Source organism: Pantoea sp. nfd-35, from assembly GCF_056892255.1.
The window spans coordinates 4,319,215-4,338,396 of record NZ_CP122403.1 but is presented as its reverse complement, the minus strand read 5'-3'; the positions used below and the strand labels follow the sequence as shown (position 1 = coordinate 4,338,396).

General features: G+C 53.7%; 17 protein-coding genes, 4 tRNA genes and 2 other RNA genes. 19 read left to right on the top strand and 4 right to left on the bottom strand.

The window, feature by feature from the left end:
* Nucleotides 1-18: 18 nt before the first annotated feature.
* From rfbA to P9J57_RS20000, 13 genes are all read left to right on the top strand, one after another.
* Nucleotides 19-900, top strand: coding sequence for a glucose-1-phosphate thymidylyltransferase RfbA (rfbA, locus tag P9J57_RS20060; protein ID WP_013024057.1), 882 nt, complete (start codon nt 19-21; stop codon nt 898-900).
* Nucleotides 878-1,585 carry a dTDP-4-amino-4,6-dideoxy-D-galactose acyltransferase gene (gene rffC, locus P9J57_RS20055; RefSeq protein WP_014595003.1) on the top strand — a complete coding sequence of 236 codons (708 nt, stop codon included), beginning with the start codon at nt 878-880 and terminating at the stop codon, nt 1,583-1,585. Before rfbA ends, rffC begins: the two co-directional genes overlap by 23 nt.
* Nucleotides 1,572-2,702 carry a dTDP-4-amino-4,6-dideoxygalactose transaminase gene (rffA, locus tag P9J57_RS20050; protein WP_042677045.1) on the top strand — a complete coding sequence of 377 codons (1,131 nt, stop codon included), beginning with the start codon at nt 1,572-1,574 and terminating at the stop codon, nt 2,700-2,702. Before rffC ends, rffA begins: the two co-directional genes overlap by 14 nt.
* Complete coding sequence (gene wzxE, locus P9J57_RS20045; protein WP_072137731.1) at nt 2,702-3,952, top strand: lipid III flippase WzxE; 1,251 nt, start codon at nt 2,702-2,704, stop codon at nt 3,950-3,952. Before rffA ends, wzxE begins: the two co-directional genes overlap by 1 nt.
* Nucleotides 3,949-5,016 (top strand): TDP-N-acetylfucosamine:lipid II N-acetylfucosaminyltransferase, encoded by a 1,068-nt coding sequence (locus P9J57_RS20040; RefSeq protein ID WP_014595005.1) that lies wholly within the window; start codon nt 3,949-3,951, stop codon nt 5,014-5,016. The genes wzxE and P9J57_RS20040 overlap by 4 nt, the downstream gene beginning before the upstream one ends.
* Nucleotides 5,013-6,356, top strand: coding sequence for an ECA oligosaccharide polymerase (gene wzyE, locus P9J57_RS20035; protein WP_014595006.1), 1,344 nt, complete (start codon nt 5,013-5,015; stop codon nt 6,354-6,356). The genes P9J57_RS20040 and wzyE overlap by 4 nt, the downstream gene beginning before the upstream one ends.
* Nucleotides 6,357-6,392: 36 nt before the next feature.
* On the top strand, nt 6,393-7,133 hold the full coding sequence (gene wecG, locus P9J57_RS20030; RefSeq protein WP_013024063.1) for a lipopolysaccharide N-acetylmannosaminouronosyltransferase: 741 nt from the start codon (nt 6,393-6,395) through the stop codon (nt 7,131-7,133).
* Nucleotides 7,134-7,291: 158 nt separating this feature from the next.
* A tRNA-Arg gene (locus tag P9J57_RS20025) sits at nt 7,292-7,368 on the top strand.
* A 95-nt stretch (nt 7,369-7,463) separates the two neighbouring features.
* Nucleotides 7,464-7,539: transfer RNA gene (locus P9J57_RS20020), tRNA-His, on the top strand.
* Nucleotides 7,540-7,555: 16 nt separating this feature from the next.
* A tRNA-Leu gene (locus P9J57_RS20015) sits at nt 7,556-7,642 on the top strand.
* A gap of 21 nt (nt 7,643-7,663) precedes the next feature.
* A tRNA-Pro gene (locus P9J57_RS20010) sits at nt 7,664-7,740 on the top strand.
* A 32-nt stretch (nt 7,741-7,772) separates the two neighbouring features.
* Nucleotides 7,773-7,902: non-coding RNA, RtT sRNA (locus tag P9J57_RS20005), on the top strand.
* A 32-nt stretch (nt 7,903-7,934) separates the two neighbouring features.
* Nucleotides 7,935-8,064: non-coding RNA, RtT sRNA (locus P9J57_RS20000), on the top strand.
* 689 nt (nt 8,065-8,753) lie between these two features.
* Here P9J57_RS20000 and hemY read toward each other — a convergent pair.
* The 4 genes from hemY to hemC are packed head-to-tail and all read right to left on the bottom strand — an operon-like array spanning nt 8,754 to nt 12,777.
* Complete coding sequence (gene hemY / locus P9J57_RS19995) at nt 8,754-9,950, bottom strand: protoheme IX biogenesis protein HemY (protein ID WP_105088842.1); 1,197 nt, start codon at nt 9,948-9,950, stop codon at nt 8,754-8,756.
* 2 nt (nt 9,951-9,952) lie between these two features.
* Entirely contained in the window at nt 9,953-11,086 is a 1,134-nt protein-coding gene (gene hemX, locus P9J57_RS19990) for a uroporphyrinogen-III C-methyltransferase (RefSeq protein ID WP_014595008.1), read from the bottom strand.
* Between the two features lie 24 nt (nt 11,087-11,110).
* Nucleotides 11,111-11,839 carry a uroporphyrinogen-III synthase gene (hemD, locus tag P9J57_RS19985; RefSeq protein ID WP_014595009.1) on the bottom strand — a complete coding sequence of 243 codons (729 nt, stop codon included), beginning with the start codon at nt 11,837-11,839 and terminating at the stop codon, nt 11,111-11,113.
* Nucleotides 11,836-12,777 carry a hydroxymethylbilane synthase gene (gene hemC / locus P9J57_RS19980; protein ID WP_024471032.1) on the bottom strand — a complete coding sequence of 314 codons (942 nt, stop codon included), beginning with the start codon at nt 12,775-12,777 and terminating at the stop codon, nt 11,836-11,838. Before hemC ends, hemD begins: the two co-directional genes overlap by 4 nt.
* 313 nt (nt 12,778-13,090) lie before the next feature.
* Between hemC and P9J57_RS19975 the strand changes: the two genes are divergently transcribed.
* The 6 genes from P9J57_RS19975 to yigB all read left to right on the top strand — a co-directional run bounded on the left by P9J57_RS19975 (nt 13,091) and on the right by yigB (nt 19,171).
* The gene (locus tag P9J57_RS19975) at nt 13,091-15,649 is read left to right on the top strand and encodes a class I adenylate cyclase (protein WP_019106245.1); all 2,559 of its coding nucleotides are present in this window, start codon (nt 13,091-13,093) and stop codon (nt 15,647-15,649) included.
* Between the two features lie 136 nt (nt 15,650-15,785).
* Nucleotides 15,786-16,001 (top strand): LPS translocon maturation chaperone LptM, encoded by a 216-nt coding sequence (gene lptM, locus P9J57_RS19970; protein ID WP_013024069.1) that lies wholly within the window; start codon nt 15,786-15,788, stop codon nt 15,999-16,001.
* Nucleotides 16,002-16,030: 29 nt separating this feature from the next.
* A complete protein-coding gene (dapF, locus tag P9J57_RS19965) occupies nt 16,031-16,855 on the top strand; it encodes a diaminopimelate epimerase (RefSeq protein WP_015701292.1) in 825 nt (274 codons plus the stop codon).
* Entirely contained in the window at nt 16,852-17,556 is a 705-nt protein-coding gene (locus tag P9J57_RS19960; protein WP_483279356.1) for a DUF484 domain-containing protein, read from the top strand. Before dapF ends, P9J57_RS19960 begins: the two co-directional genes overlap by 4 nt.
* Nucleotides 17,553-18,458 carry a tyrosine recombinase XerC gene (xerC, locus tag P9J57_RS19955; protein ID WP_013024072.1) on the top strand — a complete coding sequence of 302 codons (906 nt, stop codon included), beginning with the start codon at nt 17,553-17,555 and terminating at the stop codon, nt 18,456-18,458. The genes P9J57_RS19960 and xerC overlap by 4 nt, the downstream gene beginning before the upstream one ends.
* Nucleotides 18,455-19,171, top strand: a complete 717-nt coding sequence (yigB, locus tag P9J57_RS19950; protein WP_483279355.1) for a 5-amino-6-(5-phospho-D-ribitylamino)uracil phosphatase YigB — start codon at nt 18,455-18,457, stop codon at nt 19,169-19,171. The genes xerC and yigB overlap by 4 nt, the downstream gene beginning before the upstream one ends.
* The last annotated feature ends 11 nt before the right edge of the window (nt 19,172-19,182 follow it).

Here is a 19,182-nt window from a genome sequence, read left to right as displayed (position 1 = left end):
TCAACAAAAGGAGCAGAGATGAAAGGCATCATTCTCGCTGGCGGCTCAGGGACACGATTACACCCGATAACACGTGCCGTATCGAAGCAACTCTTACCCGTCTACGATAAACCGATGATTTATTATCCCTTGTCGGTACTGATGCTGGCGGGTATCCGCGACATTTTGTTGATCACGACACCTGAAGACAAGCCCCATTTTGAACGTTTGCTAGGAGATGGCAGCGAATTTGGCTTGCGCCTGAATTATGCCGTGCAGCCCAGTCCTGATGGACTTGCTCAGGCCTTTATCATTGCCGAATCGTTTATTGCCGGAGAGTCATGTTGCCTGGTGCTGGGCGATAATCTTTATTTCGGTCAGGGTTTTAGTCCTAAATTGAAAAAAGTGGTTATGCATAATAAAGGTGCCACTGTATTCGGTTACCAGGTCATGGATCCTGAGCGTTTTGGCGTAGTGGAGTTTGATGAAAACTTCAATGCGATTTCGATCGAAGAAAAACCCTCGCAGCCTAAGTCACGATGGGCGGTAACTGGCCTGTATTTTTATGACAGTCAGGTGGTGGAGTTTGCCAAACAGGTTAAACCTTCCTCACGGGGTGAACTCGAAATCACCGCCATCAACCAGATGTATCTGGAACGGGGAGCGCTAGCCGTCGAACTTCTCGGTAGAGGATTTGCATGGCTAGATACGGGAACACATGACAGTTTGGTTGAGGCCAGTATGTTTGTGCAAACGGTCGAGAAAAGACAAGGGTTTAAAATTGCATGCCTTGAAGAGATCGCCTGGCGAAATGGCTGGTTAAGTGATGAGCAATTACGTGTTGCGGGCGAAGCGTTAGTTAAGACAGGTTACGGTCAATATTTGTTGGATCTTCTGCATGTCCGTCCTCGTCAGTATTAATCCACTCACCTGGGAGAGCCAGTTCTTCGGCTTTGACGCCGTGAGGCTGGAAACCGGGGGGGATCTGTCGCTCGAAAACGCGCTTCGGCACGCCTGCGCGCTGTTTCAAATCAAAGTGTCAGCGGAACAAACCGACATCATCGATGCGTTAAATCAGCATCAGTTTCACCTGGTGGAAGGTGAAGTGGATTTGTCGTTGACGATCAAACGCACCGAACGCCAGACTGGCATTCGTATTGCGCGGGAAGCACAAATCCCAGCATTACGCGAAGCCGCATCTCTGGCCTTCCGTCAAAGTCGTTTTCGCACGCCGTGGTTTGCGCCTGATGACAGTGCCCGCTTCTATGCGCAGTGGATCGAAAATGCGGTCCGCGGCACCTTCGATCATCAGTGCCTTGTCGCCAGTGATGAACGCGGCGCGCTTCAGGGCTTTGTCTCTTTACGTGAGGTCGAAGGCGATGCGCGTATTGGCCTGCTGGCGGTGGTGCCTGAGGCGCAGGGACAAAGTATCGGTCAGCGCCTGATGCTGGCTGCAGCGGACTGGGGCCGTGCGCGTCAGCTCGAACGTCTGCGGGTTGCCACGCAAATCAGTAATCTTACGGCGATGCGTCTTTATCTACGCAGTGGCGCGCGTCTTGAAAGCACGGCGTACTGGTTTTACAGGAGAGGTCATGATTCCCTTTAATGCGCCCCCGGTTGTGGGAAGCGAAATCGAGTATATGCAGTCTGCCATGAGCAGCGGCAAGCTGTGTGGCGACGGCGGTTATACTCGCCGCTGTCAGCAGTGGATGGAGCAACGCTTCGGTAGTGCGAAAGTGTTACTGACGCCTTCCTGTACCGCCTCGCTGGAGATGGCCGCGCTGCTGATCGATATCCAGCCGGGTGATGAAGTGATCATGCCGAGCTACACCTTTGTTTCAACCGCCAACGCCTTTGTATTACGTGGCGCGAAAATTGTGTTCGTGGATGTGCGCCCCGACACCATGAACATGGATGAAACGCTGATTGAAGCGGCGATAACCGATAAAACCCGCGCTATCGTGCCGGTCCACTATGCGGGCGTTGCCTGTGAGATGGATACGATTATGGCGCTGGCGGCACAGTATAAGCTGTTTGTTATTGAGGATGCTGCGCAGGGCGTGATGTCAGCGTACAAAGGCCGGGCATTAGGCACCATTGGTCATATCGGCTGTTTCAGCTTCCACGAAACCAAGAATTACACCGCAGGTGGAGAAGGCGGCGCGACGTTAATTAACGATGCCAGCCTGGTAGAACGCGCAGAAATTATTCGCGAAAAGGGCACCAATCGCAGTCAGTTTTTCCGGGGACAGGTAGATAAATATACCTGGCGCGATATGGGGTCCAGCTATCTGATGGCTGACCTGCAGGCGGCTTATCTCTGGGCGCAGCTGGAGTCCTCTGAACGAATTAATCAACAGCGCTTGCGCTTGTGGCAACGTTACTACGATGCCCTGAAGCCGCTGGCGGAAAACGGCAAGATTACATTGCCTTCCATCCCGGCTGATTGTCAGCACAACGCCCATATGTTTTATATAAAGCTGCGTGATGAGAAGCATCGTCAGGCCCTGATCAACTGGCTTAAAGAGGCCGAAATCCTGGCCGTTTTCCATTATATCCCTTTGCACAGTTCGCCCGCGGGCCAGCGTTTTTCACGTTTTGCCGGTGAGGATCGTTTTACTACAGCAGAGAGTGAGCGCTTATTACGTTTACCGCTGTTTTATAATCTGTCGGATAACAATCAGAGCACCGTGATCGGCTCGCTACTGAGCTTTTTTTCCTGATGTCATTAGCCAAAGCATCGTTATGGACCGCCTCATCGACGATAGTAAAAATTGCGGTTGGGCTGCTGGTCGTCAAGTTACTGGCCATCAGCTTTGGTCCGGAAGGCGTGGGCCAGGCCGGTAACTTTCGCCAGCTCATCACCGTGCTGGGCGTGCTGGCCGGAGCGGGTATCTTTAACGGCGTCACCACATATGTTGCACAATATCAGCAGCAGCCCCGGCAACTCCGCGCGCTAATCGGCACCGCCTCGGCAATGGTGACGGGCTTCTCAGCGCTACTGGCGCTGGTCTTTTTATTGGCTGCGGCTCCCATCAGCACTGCGCTGTTTGGTCACGATCGCTATCAAAACGTGATACGTATCGTTGCCTTTCTTCAGTTTGGTATCGCGTGGGCAAACCTGCTTCTGGCGTTCATAAAAGGCTACCGTGATGCGCGCGGTAATGCGCTGGCCCTGATTTGCGGTAGCATAACGGGCGTGCTCGGTTACGTGCTGTGTTGGTGGCTGGGGGGCTATGCGGGCGCATTGACCGGGCTGGCTTTGGTACCCGCGTTACTCGTTTTTCCAGCGCTGGTGATACTGAAACGTCGTGTCCCGCTCCCCTTAGGCTGGCTGCGGCCCACCTGGCAGCCGGAAATGGCGCGTCATCTGGCAAAATACACGATTATGGCGCTGATCACCGCCGTCACCCTGCCGGTTGCCTGGGTGATGATGCGAAATCAACTGGCGGCCAGTAACGGCTGGGCGCAGGTAGGATTATGGCAGGGCGTAACCAGTATATCTGATGCTTATCTGCAGTTTATCACCGCGACCTTTAGCGTCTGGCTACTGCCGACACTGGCCCGGTTAGATAACAAAAAGGATATTGCGCGTGAGATCGGCCGGGCGTTACGCTTTGTGTTACCGGCGGTCGCGGCGGCCAGCCTGAGCGTGTGGATGATGCGTGATATCGCCATCAGCCTGTTGTTCTCCGCGGCATTTCACGACATGCGAGATTTGTTTGTCTGGCAACTCTGTGGCGATGCTTTCAAAGTCGGCGCCTACGTTTTCGGCTATCTGGTCATCGCGAAAGCCTCATTACGCTTTTATGTGCTGACCGAAATCAGTCAGTTTATTTTGCTGACGCTGTTCTCGCGCTGGCTTATCCCGTTACAGGGGGCCAGTGGGGCAGCGCAAGCCTATATGTTCACCTACGTTACCTATTTCGCGCTCTGCTGTGGCGCATTTATTCTTTACTGCCGAAAAAAATGACTTTAATTCACGTTTTGGGATCCAATATTCCCCATCACAATCTGACGGTGTTGCGTTTTTTTAACGACGTGATGAGCATCGACCAGCCTGTTACTGCACCGCGTCACTTTATGGTGGTGACATCGCAGCCTGAAAACCTCACCGGTTTTGGCGCTTTGCACATTGAAACCTTTAGCAGTAAGAAAGCGCTGGCTGAGGCGCTGTTGCAGCGGGCGAAAAATCGCGACCAACGCTTCTTTTGCCACGGGCAGTTTAACCCCTGGCTTTGGTTGGCGTTGCTGAGCGGCAGGTTACGCCGTTCTCAACTGTTCTGGCACGTCTGGGGAGCGGATTTGTATGAAGATTCACGCAGCCTGAAGTTTCGGCTGTTTTATTTCCTGCGCCGTGCTGCGCAGGGGCGCGTTGCACACCTGTTCGCCACCCAGGGCGATCTGTATCACTACCAGCAACGCCACAAGTCTGTACCGCAGTCTTTACTGTATTTCCCCACAAAGTTACCTGCAGTCGCCATTACGCCTCATCCAGACAAGACGTTTACCGTGCTGCTGGGTAATTCTGGTGACGCCAGTAACCGCCATATTGAGGGGCTTGCAGCGATCAAGGCTCAGTTTGGTGAAGATGTGCGCATTGACGTGCCGCTGGGTTATCCGCCTGACAATGATGAGTATATCGGACAGATTCAGAACGCCGCCGACAGACTCTTTCCGCAGGGGCAGGTAAGGTTACTGCGGGATAATCTTGCTTTTGACGACTATCTGGCGCTGTTGGCACGCTGCCATTTGGGCTATTTTATGTTCGAACGGCAGCAGGGCGTGGGAACGCTATGTTTGCTGATTCAGGCTAATGTGCCTTTCGTCCTGACGCGTAAAAATCCGTTCTGGCGGGATGTTACCGCGCAGCAGCTCCCTGTCTTGTTCAACGACGATGCGCTGACGCCTGATATCGTCGCAGAGGCGCGTCGGCAACTTGTGGGATGCGATAAACAGCGCATTGCTTTCCTGGCCCCTGGCTATCTGGAAGGCTGGCGAACAGCGTTGCGCCTTTGCGAAGGAGAGCCCTCATGAGTCTTATGGCATTTAGTGGTCTGCTGATCGTGTATGTGCTGTCACTGGTGACCATTGTGACCCTAAACATGCGCGAACTTAAACAGGAACGATTTAACTTCCACCTGTTTTTTACCTTATTGTTTTTACTGACCTTCTACTTCGGTTTTCCGCTAACCAGTATTCTGGTCTTTCGGTTTGATACGCAGGTGGTTTCGGCGGATTTTCTGCTGCAGGCGATGCTGTCGGCCACGGCGTTTTATGCTATTTACTTTGTCAGTTACAAGGTGCGCCTCAGGCCGGCATCCGCAGCGCCTGCCCGGCCCTGGCTACAAATGAACCGGGTCGAAACGCATCTGACCGGTGGGCTACTGGCGCTGGTGGCGGTTGCAACCGTAACGGTGTTCTTTATCCATAACGGATTTTTGTTATTCCGACTGACGGCCTATAACCAGATCTTTTCCAGTGAAGTGTCTGGCGTTGCACTGAAGCGGTTCTTTTATTTCTTCATCCCGGCGATGCTGATTCCCTATTTCTTGCATCCCACGCGCCGTAACTGGCTGCTGTTTCTCATCATCACGGTCAGCTTTGGCTTACTGACCTACGCGCTGGTGGGTGGCACGCGTGCCAATATCATTATCGCTTTTGCGTTATTTCTGTTTATCGGTATTACACGTGGCTGGATCACATTGTGGATGCTGGCCGCTGCGGGCGTGATGGCGATTGGGGGAATGTTCTGGCTGGCGCTGCGTCGCTACAATCTGGCTGTCATGGGCGACGAGGCTTTTTACACCTTTCTGTACCTGACGCGCGATACGTTTTCGCCATGGGAAAACCTGGCTTTGCTGCTGGAGAATTACCATAAGATAGACTTTCAGGGCTTAGCGCCCATGTGGCGCGATTTCTATGTGTTTATCCCAACCTGGCTGTGGCCCGATCGTCCTCTGTCAGTACTGAACAGCGCTAATTACTTTACCTGGGATGTACTGAACAACCATTCCGGACTGGCGATTTCGCCTACCTTAATCGGTTCGCTACTGGTGATGGGCGGCGTCTGGGCCATTCCGCCAGGCGCTGTGGCCGTTGGGCTGATCATCAAATCTTTCGACACGCTCTATAAGCGCGGACGCAATGAATCGAATCGTTATACCGGGGCGATTCTGCAAAGCTTTTGTTTCGGTGCCGTATTCAACATGATTGTGCTGGCGCGCGAGGGGCTGGATGCGTTTGGCTCACGTGTTGTGTTTTTCTGTATTATTTTTGCCGCCTGTCTGGGGATGGCGAAATTGCTTTTCTGGTTACTGGATCATGTCGGCCTGATTCGCAGCCGACGTGAGCGGGCGCTTCATAGCCCATCCTGATTAACCTCTGGGATCTAAGGGAAGAATTAAAAAGAGATGAGTACAGTTTCCGAAACGCCACGCTATGTGATTCGCGGCATCACGCTGTACGGCTTTGACAGCATGGCTTCATTTGTGGATTTCCTGATGCCGCATTCCGCTGTCCGGAGCGGCACGCTGGTGGCCATCAATGCGGAAAAAGTGCTGAATGCCGAGCAGGATGCAGCGCTGCGTGCTCAAATTCAGCAGGCTGAATTCAAATATCCGGATGGCATCAGCATTGTACGCTCTGTTCGCAAGAAATATCCGCAGGCCTCAGTACAGCGGATTGCAGGGGCCGATCTCTGGGAAGCCTTAATGGAACGTGCCGGACGCAACGGAACGCCGGTGTTTTTGATCGGCGGTCGGCAGGCAGTGTTGGACGAAACCTGCGATAAACTGCGTCGTCAGTGGAACGTGAATATTGTGGGTGCACAGGATGGCTATTTTGTCCCGGCGGAACGCGATGCACTGTTTGCCAGGGTTGCGGCCAGCGGAGCCAGGCTGGTAACGGTAGCGATGGGCTCTCCGCGTCAGGAACTTTTAATGGCCGAGTGTCAGAAGCACTGGCCTGAGGCGTTGTATATGGGCGTAGGCGGTACCTATGACGTGTTTACCGGTCATGTAAAGCGCGCGCCTGTAATCTGGCAGAAGCTTGGACTGGAATGGTTTTATCGCTTAATCAAACAGCCCAGTCGCCTACGCAGGCAGTTGAAGCTGGTGAAATATTTGCGTTATCACTGGCGTGGCGATCTGTAAGATCGCTGATTAACGCCAGGTTTTTCGCACGAGTAACGGCATAAATGCGTTAATTGTCGACGAAATGCACAAAGCGTAATCAAACGCGCTATTTTCTTTAAAAAGCACTAGACAGCGTGGGCGCTTATCTCTAGTATGCACATCCGCAACGGCGCTACGCGCCCGTAGCTCAGCTGGATAGAGCGCTGCCCTCCGGAGGCAGAGGTCTCAGGTTCGAATCCTGTCGGGCGCGCCATTTAGTTTGTGCGTAAGAGCTTCGGTGGTTTGAGTACCGCGTTAGTAACAAAGATTTAAATGCTGTGGGTTTGACTTGCAACATTCAGTACAGTGGTGGCTATAGCTCAGTTGGTAGAGCCCTGGATTGTGATTCCAGTTGTCGTGGGTTCGAGTCCCATTAGCCACCCCAGATTTTGCTGGGATACGCGAAGGTGGCGGAATTGGTAGACGCGCTAGCTTCAGGTGTTAGTGTCTTAACGGACGTGAGGGTTCAAGTCCCTCTCTTCGCACCAGGCAAAACAAAATAAAAAAATCGGCGAGTAGCGCAGCTTGGTAGCGCAACTGGTTTGGGACCAGTGGGTCGGAGGTTCGAATCCTCTCTCGCCGACCATTTTTAGAAACCTGTCTGAAAAGACAGGTTTTTTTTCGCCTGAATAAAAGAGGATGAGAACCTCCGAAGGAGGGTTGCGCCGAGCGCAGCGAGACAACGTTGCGAACGCAACGGCCCGAAGGGCGCGTCCCGCAGGGGCGCGTAATCCTCTCTCGCCGACCATTTTTAGAAACCTGTCTGCAAAGACAGGTTTTTTTTCGCCTGAATAAAAGAGGATGAGAACCTCCGAAGGAGGGTTGCGCCGAGCGTAGCGAGACAACGTTGCGAACGCAACGGCCCGAAGGGCGCGTCCCGCAGGGGCGCGTAATCCTCTCTCGCCGACCATATTTAAGAAACCTGTCTGCAAAGACAGGTTTTTTTTCGCCTGAATGAAAGAGGATGAGCACCGCCGAAGGCGATTCGCGCCGGGCGTCAGCGAGACAATGTTGCGCAGGCAGTGGCGTCTTTCAGGGGCGAAAATCCGCTCAGACGGGCACGTCATTTCTCTCGGAAGTGAGTCAGAGCGGAGTCATAGTAATGGCTGTCGCAAAAATGAGACGCTTAAATTACTGTTTTAACAGGGATTGACAAGTCTTTACCTTGTTTGTCGCCTGTATGCGACATCCATTGTCTGGTTTGTCGTAATAACACGACGCTCATTGCAAAGAGAAAGAACCCCAAAAAAAGCATTAAGATATAAGTGACTGATTTATAAAAATAATTAAAATAATAATAACAACTGGCATGGATTATGCAATAATTAACGCGTAGATGCTCATTCCACCTCTTATGTTTGCTTCGGCTACATAAACCTGGGAATGACGCAGAGCCAATTTTGGGTACCTGTTGTCTGCCTGCCTGTATCGCGAAAGTCTTACAGGGTTATCAGACACCACGTTGAGTCGGGTACCTCTCGGTTGTCTAACCGACCTGATCTTACACCTGCTTTTAGCAGGTGTTTTTTTTTTGCCTGAAAGCGCAGACACAAAAAAACCGGGCGAGCCCGGTTTTTTACTTAACGCGATGCTGTGCTATCAGGCATCAGGGTTATTTTTCAGCGTCAGCAACAGGCCTTCACGACGCATTTTTGCCGCCTCTTCCGGACGGCGAAGGCGATCGTAAACGTCAGCCAGCCACGCGTAGTCAAAGGCGTCAGGGCGCTGAGCCAGTGCCTGCTGAAGTGCTTCCGCTGCCTGCTGCCATTCACCGTGGCGCATTAACAACTGCCCCAGGGTACTGTGCAACAGGGGCGTCGCGCCATGCTGTTTGATTTGCTGACGTAAGGCTTTTTCCAGTGCCTCTGGGTTGCCGCTCTTAATACGTGGCATCAGCAGCACCAGACGATCATCGTAATGACGTTTAAGCCCATCCAGCAAGATGTCCTGCGCGGTATCGTGGTCGTCACACTCAATCAAATGGTCAATCATCGCTACCTGCAATGATGTCTCATGGCGAGTTTTACGGCTCAGATTGCCCCACCAGCGCTTCAGTCCCTCGCTGCCCTGATCGGCCATCGCCTGGTTCATCAGGCCCAGCCAGGCCTGTTGCTGCAGCAGGGTGCGTTGCTCTTCTGTCCCGACCTCGGATTTTTCCATGGCGGGAAGAATATCCAGCAGTGCGCTCCAGGCGCTGGTGCGGACATATGCCTGCTCAGCCAGACGAAGTACTTCCGGATGACGAGGCGCGACTTCGAGCAGGCGATCGATGCTGTGGCGCGCTGCATGATCTTCACGACGCGCCAATTGAATGCGGGTACGGGTAATTTCGACCGGAATCACATCATTGCCAGCCAGCTCAGCCGCCCGTTCTAGGTGCTGGTTGGCCCGCATTTCATCTCCACGCTGTTGTGCGGCTTCTGCAGCTAGCAGGTAGTTAGCGACAGGCACATCAGCATGCTCTGCGTCTTTAGACAGCAGTTTTTCTACCTGTCTGAAATCCCCTTCCGCCAGTTTCATCAGGGCATTTTGCGTATGGCGCTGGGCACGACGACGCTTACGGCCAGTGAACCAGCCGCGGGTACGCGCGCCGGTGCGAAATAAACGGCGCAGTATCCATTCCACAGCCAGGATCACAAGCAGGCTAATAATCAGGATGATGGACAGGCCCGTCACGCTGGTTTCAACGTTCCAGTTGTCGGTCTGAATCAGCACGTAGCCCTGATGACCCGCAATCATCGGCCCCAGTACAATGCCGGCAATCAGCAGAACAAAGAGGATAAATACCTTAAGCATGATTAGCCTCCCTGCTGATTAGCGGCGGCAGAAGGCTGTGCCATCAGATTACGAACGCGGGTTTGCATCAGCTTTTCAAGCAGCGGCTGGCTCTCCAGGCTGTCGGGCAGATCCATATTGATGTTCTGCTGGCTTAATTCATCCAACTGGGCCAGAAACGCTTTGGTTGAGGCATCATTGGTGTCATACCACGCGCGTACCCATGTTGAGACGGTTTCAAGCGACTGCTTGTAAATCTCTTCCTGGTGACGTGGTACGGCCTGAGCAGCGATGAGCAGGCGCGAGCGGATGTTCTCGCGCAGATAAACATCCTGATTCGGTGCCAGCAGCGGCTGTGCGGTATTATCGCGACGGCGGATGGTAATAAAGTCATCCATAAAGTTATGCCAGCTCTTCACCAGATTCTGACGCCATTCACGAATGGAACTGGAAAGTTCACCGCTGTCGCTGTCCATAGGCGCATCATCGCTGTCGTTATCTGCCAGCCGCAGATTATCCACACCGTTTGATAACTGATTAAGTTTCAAAATGATGCCGTCATAATCCACCTGGGAGATGGCGGAGAGCGTACTGATATCCTGAGTTAACGCACGACGCACGTTCATGACGCTGGGATCGTTCATGTCTGCCAGGCTGGCATCTGCACTTTTCAGCAGCGCTGCAGCGGTGGTCACGTCCTGATCGCTCCACAATTTACGTCCGGCCAGCTTCACCAGGTAGTCAGCCTGGGCCACTAACCAACTGCGCACGTCATTACCTGAAATTGAAGCCATTTTTTCACGCAGCGTTTCCAGCTCTTTGGCCGATGCCGCCTGCTGTGACTGAGCGGTCTCTAATGCTTTTTCTGTCGCGCTCAACTGTTGGGCCAGCTGCTGTTTGTCGCTGTTTGCCTGTTTCTGCAGCGTGGACAGCTGATCACTCAGTTCCTGGTTGGTTTGTGCCTGCAGTTCGGCCTGGTGTTTATCGTTCAGGTATAACCCTGCGCCAATCGCCAGTGCGATGACAATCGCGACTGCTCCCAGCACCATGCCACCATTATTGCGATTGCGCGGTGATTTTTCCTGGGTAGAAGAGGGGCGATCAACCGCTGGTGTGGTTTCGTCAACCACGGCGGAGGTGTCTTTTTGTTCCGTCATATCTGGCACATCCCATTGTTAAGTTCAACATAACGCGCGCAACAGCGCATCGTTATCGGCACCATCGGCTACCTGAATAGTCTGCCAACCAAGATCGGCGGCCAGGGAAGCCAAACGTTCGCTGACGACGACTAGTCGACAGCGGAGCAGCCATTCCTCACGATCGACCTCGGGGAACAGCGAATACAGCTGATGCAGCATCTCACCGCTGGTCACGACCAGCGTGTGAATATTACGATCGCGCCAGCGACGGCCTTCGATGGCGCCGTCATAGTGTTTTTGGCAACGTTGATAGCACTCTGCATAGGTGACCTGCGCGCCACGTGCCACCAGCGTTTCTGACAGCAGCTCGCGGCCCTGATTCCCTCGAAGGATAAGCGCATGCTTACCCGCTATTTGCTGCAATGTCGCCAGTTTTATCAACTCTTCGCTGGTTTCATGCGCGTGAGGGTAGGTCACCTGCAGGCCGCTGATCGTATGAAAAGCCAAAGCGGTGCTGCGACCAATTGCATAATAGTCTACGTCAGCGGGCCATGCTTTGATGGCGTGCTGTGCAAAGTGAATAACCTGCTGCGAAAGGAGGAAAACGAGATCGCCGCGTTTCAACGTGGCAAGGGTGGCCGGTAACTGCAGGAGATCGTTACCCGGCGCGAATTCTATCAGCGGCAGGCTCCACGCCTGTTTACCCTGGGCGTGCAGGCGCGAGACCAGCTCCGCCGCTGCGGGTTCCGGGCGCGTCACCAGAATCGTCATACGGGAGGTTGCCCCTGATAAACGTCGCGCAGAATTTCACGTGCGCCACCGTTGAGCAACTCGTCTGCCAGCGAAATGCCCATTTGCTCTGCCTGATCGCGAGGCCCACGGCGTTCACCGCTCACCATGACGCTCCCATCGGGTGCACCCACCAGACCGCGAAGCCAGAGTTCGTCGCCTTCAAGTACGGCAAAGCTACCAATCGGAACCTGGCAGCCGCCTTCAAGTCGGGTATTCATGGCGCGTTCCGCTCTCACACAGACCGCCGTATCATCGTGATTCAATGCCTGTAACAGCGCAATTAACGTGCTGTCGTCTAACCGACATTCGATGCCAACTGCGCCCTGACCCACGGCGGGTAAGGAAATATCCGCAGGTAGCGGTTGGCGAATACGATCGGCCAGGCCAAGTCGATTCAACCCGGCGGCGGCAAGAATAATGGCGTCATATTCGCCAGCATCAAGCTTACTTAATCGTGTGCCCACGTTCCCGCGCAGCGAGCGAATCACCAGATCGGGACGTCGCGCGCTAATCTGGCACTGACGCCGCAGGCTTGACGTTCCAATGACAGCGCCCTGTGGAAGTTCATCAATTGACGCGTAGTGATTGGAGACAAACGCATCGCGCGGATCGTCCCGCTGGCAAATGGTGACCAGGCCCAGGCCTTCCGGAAATGCCACGGGCACATCTTTCATCGAATGTACGGCCAGATCGGCACGGTTTTCTAACATTGCCTGCTCGAGCTCTTTAACGAACAGCCCTTTCCCCCCCACTTTCGCGAGCGGTGTATCAAGAATGATATCGCCCTTTGTCACCATAGGTACCAGCTCCACGCGCAGGCCAGGATGGGCACTGATCAATCGTTGCTGTACATATTGTGCTTGCCACAGGGCAAGTGGGCTTTGTCGTGTAGCAATTCTGAAAATTTTGTTTAACATGCCGTTAACCATTTAGATCGTTCATCGAATATCCTATCATCGTTGAGGGAATGCTGTCAGTTTCAACGGATTGAAAAGAACCGCCTGCGGATTAAACCTGATATATCAGACAGTAATCTCAGGCCAGGCGCAGAGTGAGCGAAAAGTAGACGAAACCGTGCTAAAATGCAGGTAGCGTAACTTTCTTTACGGTCAATCCAGCGAGTGATAGATTGATCACGTTTCCAGCAATTATCTGCACGACATCTCTCTTATTAAGCGGCAGAGACTGGAAACAGGGTGCTTAAACTCCAGGACAACCAGGCGAAACGTCTTGTACCTCTATATTGAGACACTAAAACAGAGACTGGATGCAATTAACCAGCTGCGCGTTGATCGCGCACTCGCTGCCATGGGGCCCGCTTTTCAGCGAGTCTACAGTCTGCTTCCGATCTTACTACATTATCAACATCCGCTGATGCCGGGTTACCTCGAAGGTAGCGTTCCCCACGGCATCAACGTCTTCACGCCTGATGAAAACCAACTGCAGCTGCTTGCAGAGTTAACGGGCAAACAGGAACTCTCCCTGGTCGAAGCCCCTAAAGGTGAACTGCCTATCACTGGCATCTACTCAATGGGCAGCACCTCTTCCGTTGGGCAAAACAGCGTGTCCGATTTGGATATCTGGGTTTGCCATCAATCCTGGCTGGATAATGAAGAGCGCCTGAATCTGCAGCGTAAATGTGCGCTGCTGCAAAAATGGTGTGCCTCGCAGGCCATCGAAGTCAGCTTTTTCCTCATTGATGAAAACCGCTTCCGCCACAACGAAAGCGGCAATCTTGGTGGTGAAGACTGCGGTTCTACCCAACATATTTTGCTGCTGGATGAGTTCTACCGCACGGCGGTAAGAATGGCCGGTAAACGTATTCTGTGGAATATGGTGCCAGGCGAAGAAGAGCATCACTATGATGACTACGTGATGTCGCTGTATGCGAAAGGCGTGCTCACGCCAAACGAGTGGCTGGATTTGGGCGGCCTCAGCACGTTATCAGCAGAAGAGTATTTCGGTGCCAGCCTGTGGCAGCTGTATAAAAGTATCGATTCGCCCTATAAAGCGGTGTTGAAAACGCTGCTGCTGGAAGCTTATAGCTGGGAATACCCGGATACCAAACTGCTCGCGATGGATATCAAGCAGCGTCTGCACGACGGAGAAATCGTCTGCTTTGGCCTTGATCCTTACTGTATGATGCTGGAACGCGTTACACGCTATCTCACCAGTATTGACGATCAGCCCCGCCTTGATTTGGTTCGCCGCTGCTTCTATTTAAAAGTTTGCGAAAAACTCAGCAGTGACGATCACCCGCAGCGTAGCGGCTGGCGCCGTGAGATCCTGTCGCAGCTGGTTAAAGCCTGGGGCTGGGACGACGAAAAGATTGCTATTCTGGACAACCGTGCCGAATGGAAAATCGAGCGCGTGCGCGAAGCGCACAATGAGTTGCTGGATGCGATGATGCAAAGCTATCGCAACCTTATCCGCTTTGCTCGTCGCAACAATTTAAGCGTCAGCGCCAGCCCGCAGGATATCGGCGTGCTGACCCGTAAATTGTACGCCGCCTTTGAGGCCTTGCCGGGCAAGGTGACGCTGGTTAATCCGCAGATTTCTCCCGATCTGTCCGAATCCAATCTGACCTTCATTCACGTGCCGCCGGGCCGTGCCAACCGGCCAGGCTGGTATCTGTATAACCAGTCGCCGGACATGAGCTCAATCATCAGCCATCAGCCGCTGGAATATAACCGCTATCTTAACAAGCTGGTCGCCTGGGCCTGGTTCAACGGACTGCTGACCAGCAAAACGCGGCTGCACATTAAGGGCAATGAGCTATGCGATCTGGCGCGCCTGCAGGAACTGGTCGACGATGTCTCCAGCCATTTCCCGCTGCGTCTGCCTGCGCCCACGCCCAAGGCGCTCTACAGCCCGTGTGAAATCCGCCATCTGGCCATCATTGTTAACCTTGAGCACGATCCCACCTCGGCGTTTCGTAACCAGGTGGTGCATTTCGATTTCCGCAAACTCGATGTGTTCAGCTTTGGTCAGCAGCAGCAGTGTTTAATCGGCAGTATCGACCTGCTGTACCGTAACTCGTGGAATGAGGTGCGTACGCTGCACTTCAGTGGCGAACAGGCGATGATCGAAGGCCTGAAAACCATCCTGGGTAAAATGCATCAGGACGCTTCCCCGCCTGATACCGTTGAGGTGTTCTGCTACAGCCAGCATTTACGTGGATTGATTCGTACCCGCGTACAGCAGCTGGTGTCAGAGTGCATCGAACTGCGCCTTTCCAGTACGCGTCAGGAGCCAGGGCGGTTCAAAGCACTGCGTATGGCGGGCCAGACCTGGGGGTTGTTCTTTGAACGCATGGGCGTATCGGTTCAGAAGCTGGAAAACGCCGTTGAGTTTTATGGCGCCATTTCCAACAACAAGCTTCACGGCCTGTCGATTAAAGTCGAGTCTAATCAGACGCCACTGCCGCCTGTGGTTAACGGCTATGCCAGCGAAGGGATCATTCAGTTCTTTTTTGAAGATACTACCGACGATCGCGGTTTCAACATTTATATTCTGGATGAAAGTAACCGCGTCGAGGTCTATCACCATTGTGAAGGCAGCAAGGAAGAGCTGGTGCGGGACGTCAGCCGTTTTTACTCCTCGTCGCACGACCGTTTTACCTATGGCTCAAGTTTTATCAATTTTAACCTGCCGCAGTTCTATCAAATCGTGAACACAGGTGAACGTTATCAGGTCATTCCATTCAGAAATCAGGTCCTCACCGATCTCTGTGCCTCGCAGCCTGATAACGACAATAACGATTATCAGCCACGCTATCAGGTACATTGAGTTCGGTAAGCCCGCAATGATGCTATCTTCAGGGCTTGCCACAGCGCTCACGTGATTAGCTGGCATTTCCTGTTGCTTTTCCAACTTCAACTGCGATGATAAGCATCCAGGTCACAGGACATGAAGAGCATAAAGAATGAAGAAAGCGATAAGCCTGTTAGCAATGACAATGGCATTAACAAGCCTTGCAGGCTGTGGATTAAAAGGACCGCTCTACTTCCCGCCGCAGGACACGCCAAAACAAGCTGCGCCAACGTCAGCACCCACGCAAAAACAGAAAGCCGACGCGTCTAAAGCGGATGTAGGTGGTCTGGTGACGGGTGGTTCAAGCTCAAGCTCACAAATGAAATAACACTTATGGCGCATCCGGCGGAGCAAAAAATGCAGTTCTCCAAAATGCACGGTCTCGGCAATGATTTCATGGTTGTGGATGCCGTAACGCAAAATGTCTTTTTTTCGCCGGAATTGATCCGCCGGCTGTCCGATCGCCATCTCGGGATTGGCTTCGATCAGCTGCTGGTCGTTGAGCCGCCTTACGATCCCGATCTCGACTTTCACTACCGCATTTTTAATGCAGACGGGAGTGAAGTCGCGCAGTGTGGGAATGGCGCCCGCTGCTTCGCCCGTTTTGTTCAGTTAAAAGGGCTGACGAATAAAAGCGATATTCGCGTGAGCACCCAGGCTGGTCGCATGGTTCTGAGCGTGACACCAGACGATCTGGTACGTGTGAATATGGGCGAGCCAAATTTCGAACCCCAGCAGGTGCCTTTCCGCGCCAATAAAGCCGAAAACCTTTACCTGTTACGCGTGGCGGAACAAACGGTGATGTTTGGTGCCGTCTCCATGGGCAACCCTCACTGCGTAATCCAGGTGGAAAGCACGAAAACGGCCCAGGTTGAGCTTCTGGGACCGGTCCTGGAAAGCCATGAGCGTTTTCCGGAGCGCGTCAATGTGGGCTTTATGGAAATTATCAGCCCTGAACACATCCGGCTGCGTGTTTATGAACGCGGTGCAGGGGAAACCCAGGCGTGCGGTAGCGGTGCCTGTGCGGCGGTTGCCTGCGGTATCCAGCAGGGTATTTTAAGTCAGAAAGTACGCGTTGATTTACCAGGCGGCACGTTACATATCGCCTGGAAAGGCGTCGGACAGCCGCTCTACATGACCGGTCCGGCCACACATGTCTACGATGGGTTTATTCACTTATGAAAAATATCGAAGAGCAGGTGGAAAATACTGTCCTGCTGGACGATCAGGCCGTCAGTGATTATCTGCGTCAGAATCCTGATTTCTTTATGCGCAACGCCCGTCAGGTGGAACAGATGGCGGTACCGCACCCGGTTCGCGGCAGCGTATCGCTGGTGGAATGGCACATGGCGCGCCAGCGCAATCACATCCAGCGTCTGGAAGAAGAAATTACGCTGCTGATGGAGCTGGCGACCGCAAATCAACAGTTATTCTCACGTCTGCTTTCACTGCAAAGTCACCTGGCCGCCGCCAGCTCACTCCAGGATATGCTTAATCGCCTGCATCGCTGGGCGCGCGATCTCGGACTGGCGGGAGCCAATATCCGCTTGTTTAACGACAAGTGGCGACTGGGTGCGCCGTCTGACTTTGTGCAGCTTGGCCTGGCCCGTCAGGCTTTCGAACCGTTACGCATTCAGCGCTTCGGTAATGAGCAGCACTATCTGGGGAATATCAATGGCCCGGAGCTGCTGCTGCTGCTGCCTCAGGCAAAGGCCATTGGTTCAGTCGCCATGTCCCTGATGGGTGATGAGGGCGAGCTTGGCATCATTATCTTCAGTAGCCGTGACAGCCTGCACTATCAGTCGGGCATGGGCACCTTACTGCTTCAGCACCTTTCGCAGATGATACCTGCGCTGCTGGAACGCTGGGTGGAGCGCGCATGAGCAGCGTGTTGCAGGAGACCGTTGACGGCTTTCTGCGCCACCTGAAGGTTGAACGCCAGCTCAGCCCGCTTACCCTGAGCAGCTACGCGCGTCAGCTTGCCGCACTGGTGACAATTGCCGATGAGATGAAAATCAGCGCGTGGTCACAGCTCGATCCCGCCATGGTGCGGAGCATGGCGGCCCGCAGCCGTCGTGCAGGTCTGGCTGCAAGTAGTCTGGCATTACGTCTTTCCGCATTACGCAGTTTCCTTGACTGGCAGGTGAGCCGCGACATGCTGGCGGCTAATCCGGCGAAAGGGATCGCCACGCCGCGCAACGGTCGTCATCTACCGAAAAATATCGATGTTGATGACGTTAACCAGTTGCTGGAGATTGATCTCACCGATCCGCTGGCGATCCGCGATCGTACGATGCTGGAAGTGATGTACGGCGGAGGGTTACGTCTTTCCGAGCTGGTCAATATGGACTGCCGCCATGTCGATCTTGAGGCGGGAGAGGTTTGGGTTTTAGGTAAAGGCAGCAAGGAGCGGCGCGTGCCGATCGGTCGCACCGCCGTCAGCTGGATCCAGCAGTGGTTGCCGCTACGCACCGCGTTTAACCCTGGGGATGATGCGCTGTTTCTCTCCAGCCGTGGCTCTCGTATCTCTGCGCGCAACGTCCAGAAACGCTTTGCCGAGTGGGGAATTAAGCAGGGTCTTTCCAGTCATATACATCCCCATAAGCTGCGCCACTCTTTTGCCACCCATTTGTTGGAGTCGAGTGGCGATCTGCGCGCGGTGCAGGAATTACTGGGCCATGCGAATCTGTCGACCACCCAGATTTACACCCATCTTGATTTCCAGCATCTGGCATCGGTGTATGATGCTGCGCATCCCCGCGCCAAACGAGGAAAGAGTGAATGAAGTTTTATCGCCCTCTGCGTGACATCAAAGCGATCACTTTCGATCTAGACGACACGCTCTACGACAACTATCCGGTGATCCGTAAAACCACGGAAGCCTCTCATGCTGCGCTGCAGGCTTTCCACCCGGCGCTGCGAGCCATAACGCCGGAAGACGTAGCCGCCTCGCGCAGTCAGTTACGTGCAAGCGAACCTGAGATCTACCATGATGTCTCTGAGTGGCGTCGGCGTTCAGTTGAACATGTCATGTGCCAGGCCGGTTTAACGCCATCCGAAGCCGCGGCGGGCGCGACGCAGGTTATGGATGTGTTCCATCAGTGGCGCAGCCAGGTCGATATGCCTGCTGAAACCCATGACACGCTGAACGCCATGGCGAAGAAAGTGCCGCTGGTGGCGATCACCAATGGCAACGCGCAGCCTGAAAAACTCGGGCTGGCACACTACTTCCAGTTTTCACTCCGGGCGGGGCCAGACGGGCGCGCTAAGCCGTGGCTGGATATGTATCAGCTGGCCGCGCAACGTCTTAATATCGCCCCGGAACACATTCTGCACGTTGGCGACGATCTCACCACCGATGTGGCAGGCGCGATTCGTTTTGGCATGCAGGCCTGCTGGATTAACCTTCGTGAGGGTAATCTCATGCAGATCGAGGATGCCCGTCTGCTGCCACACGTTGAAATTTCCCAGTTGGCATCACTCACCTCGCTGTTATAATGGCTGTAAAT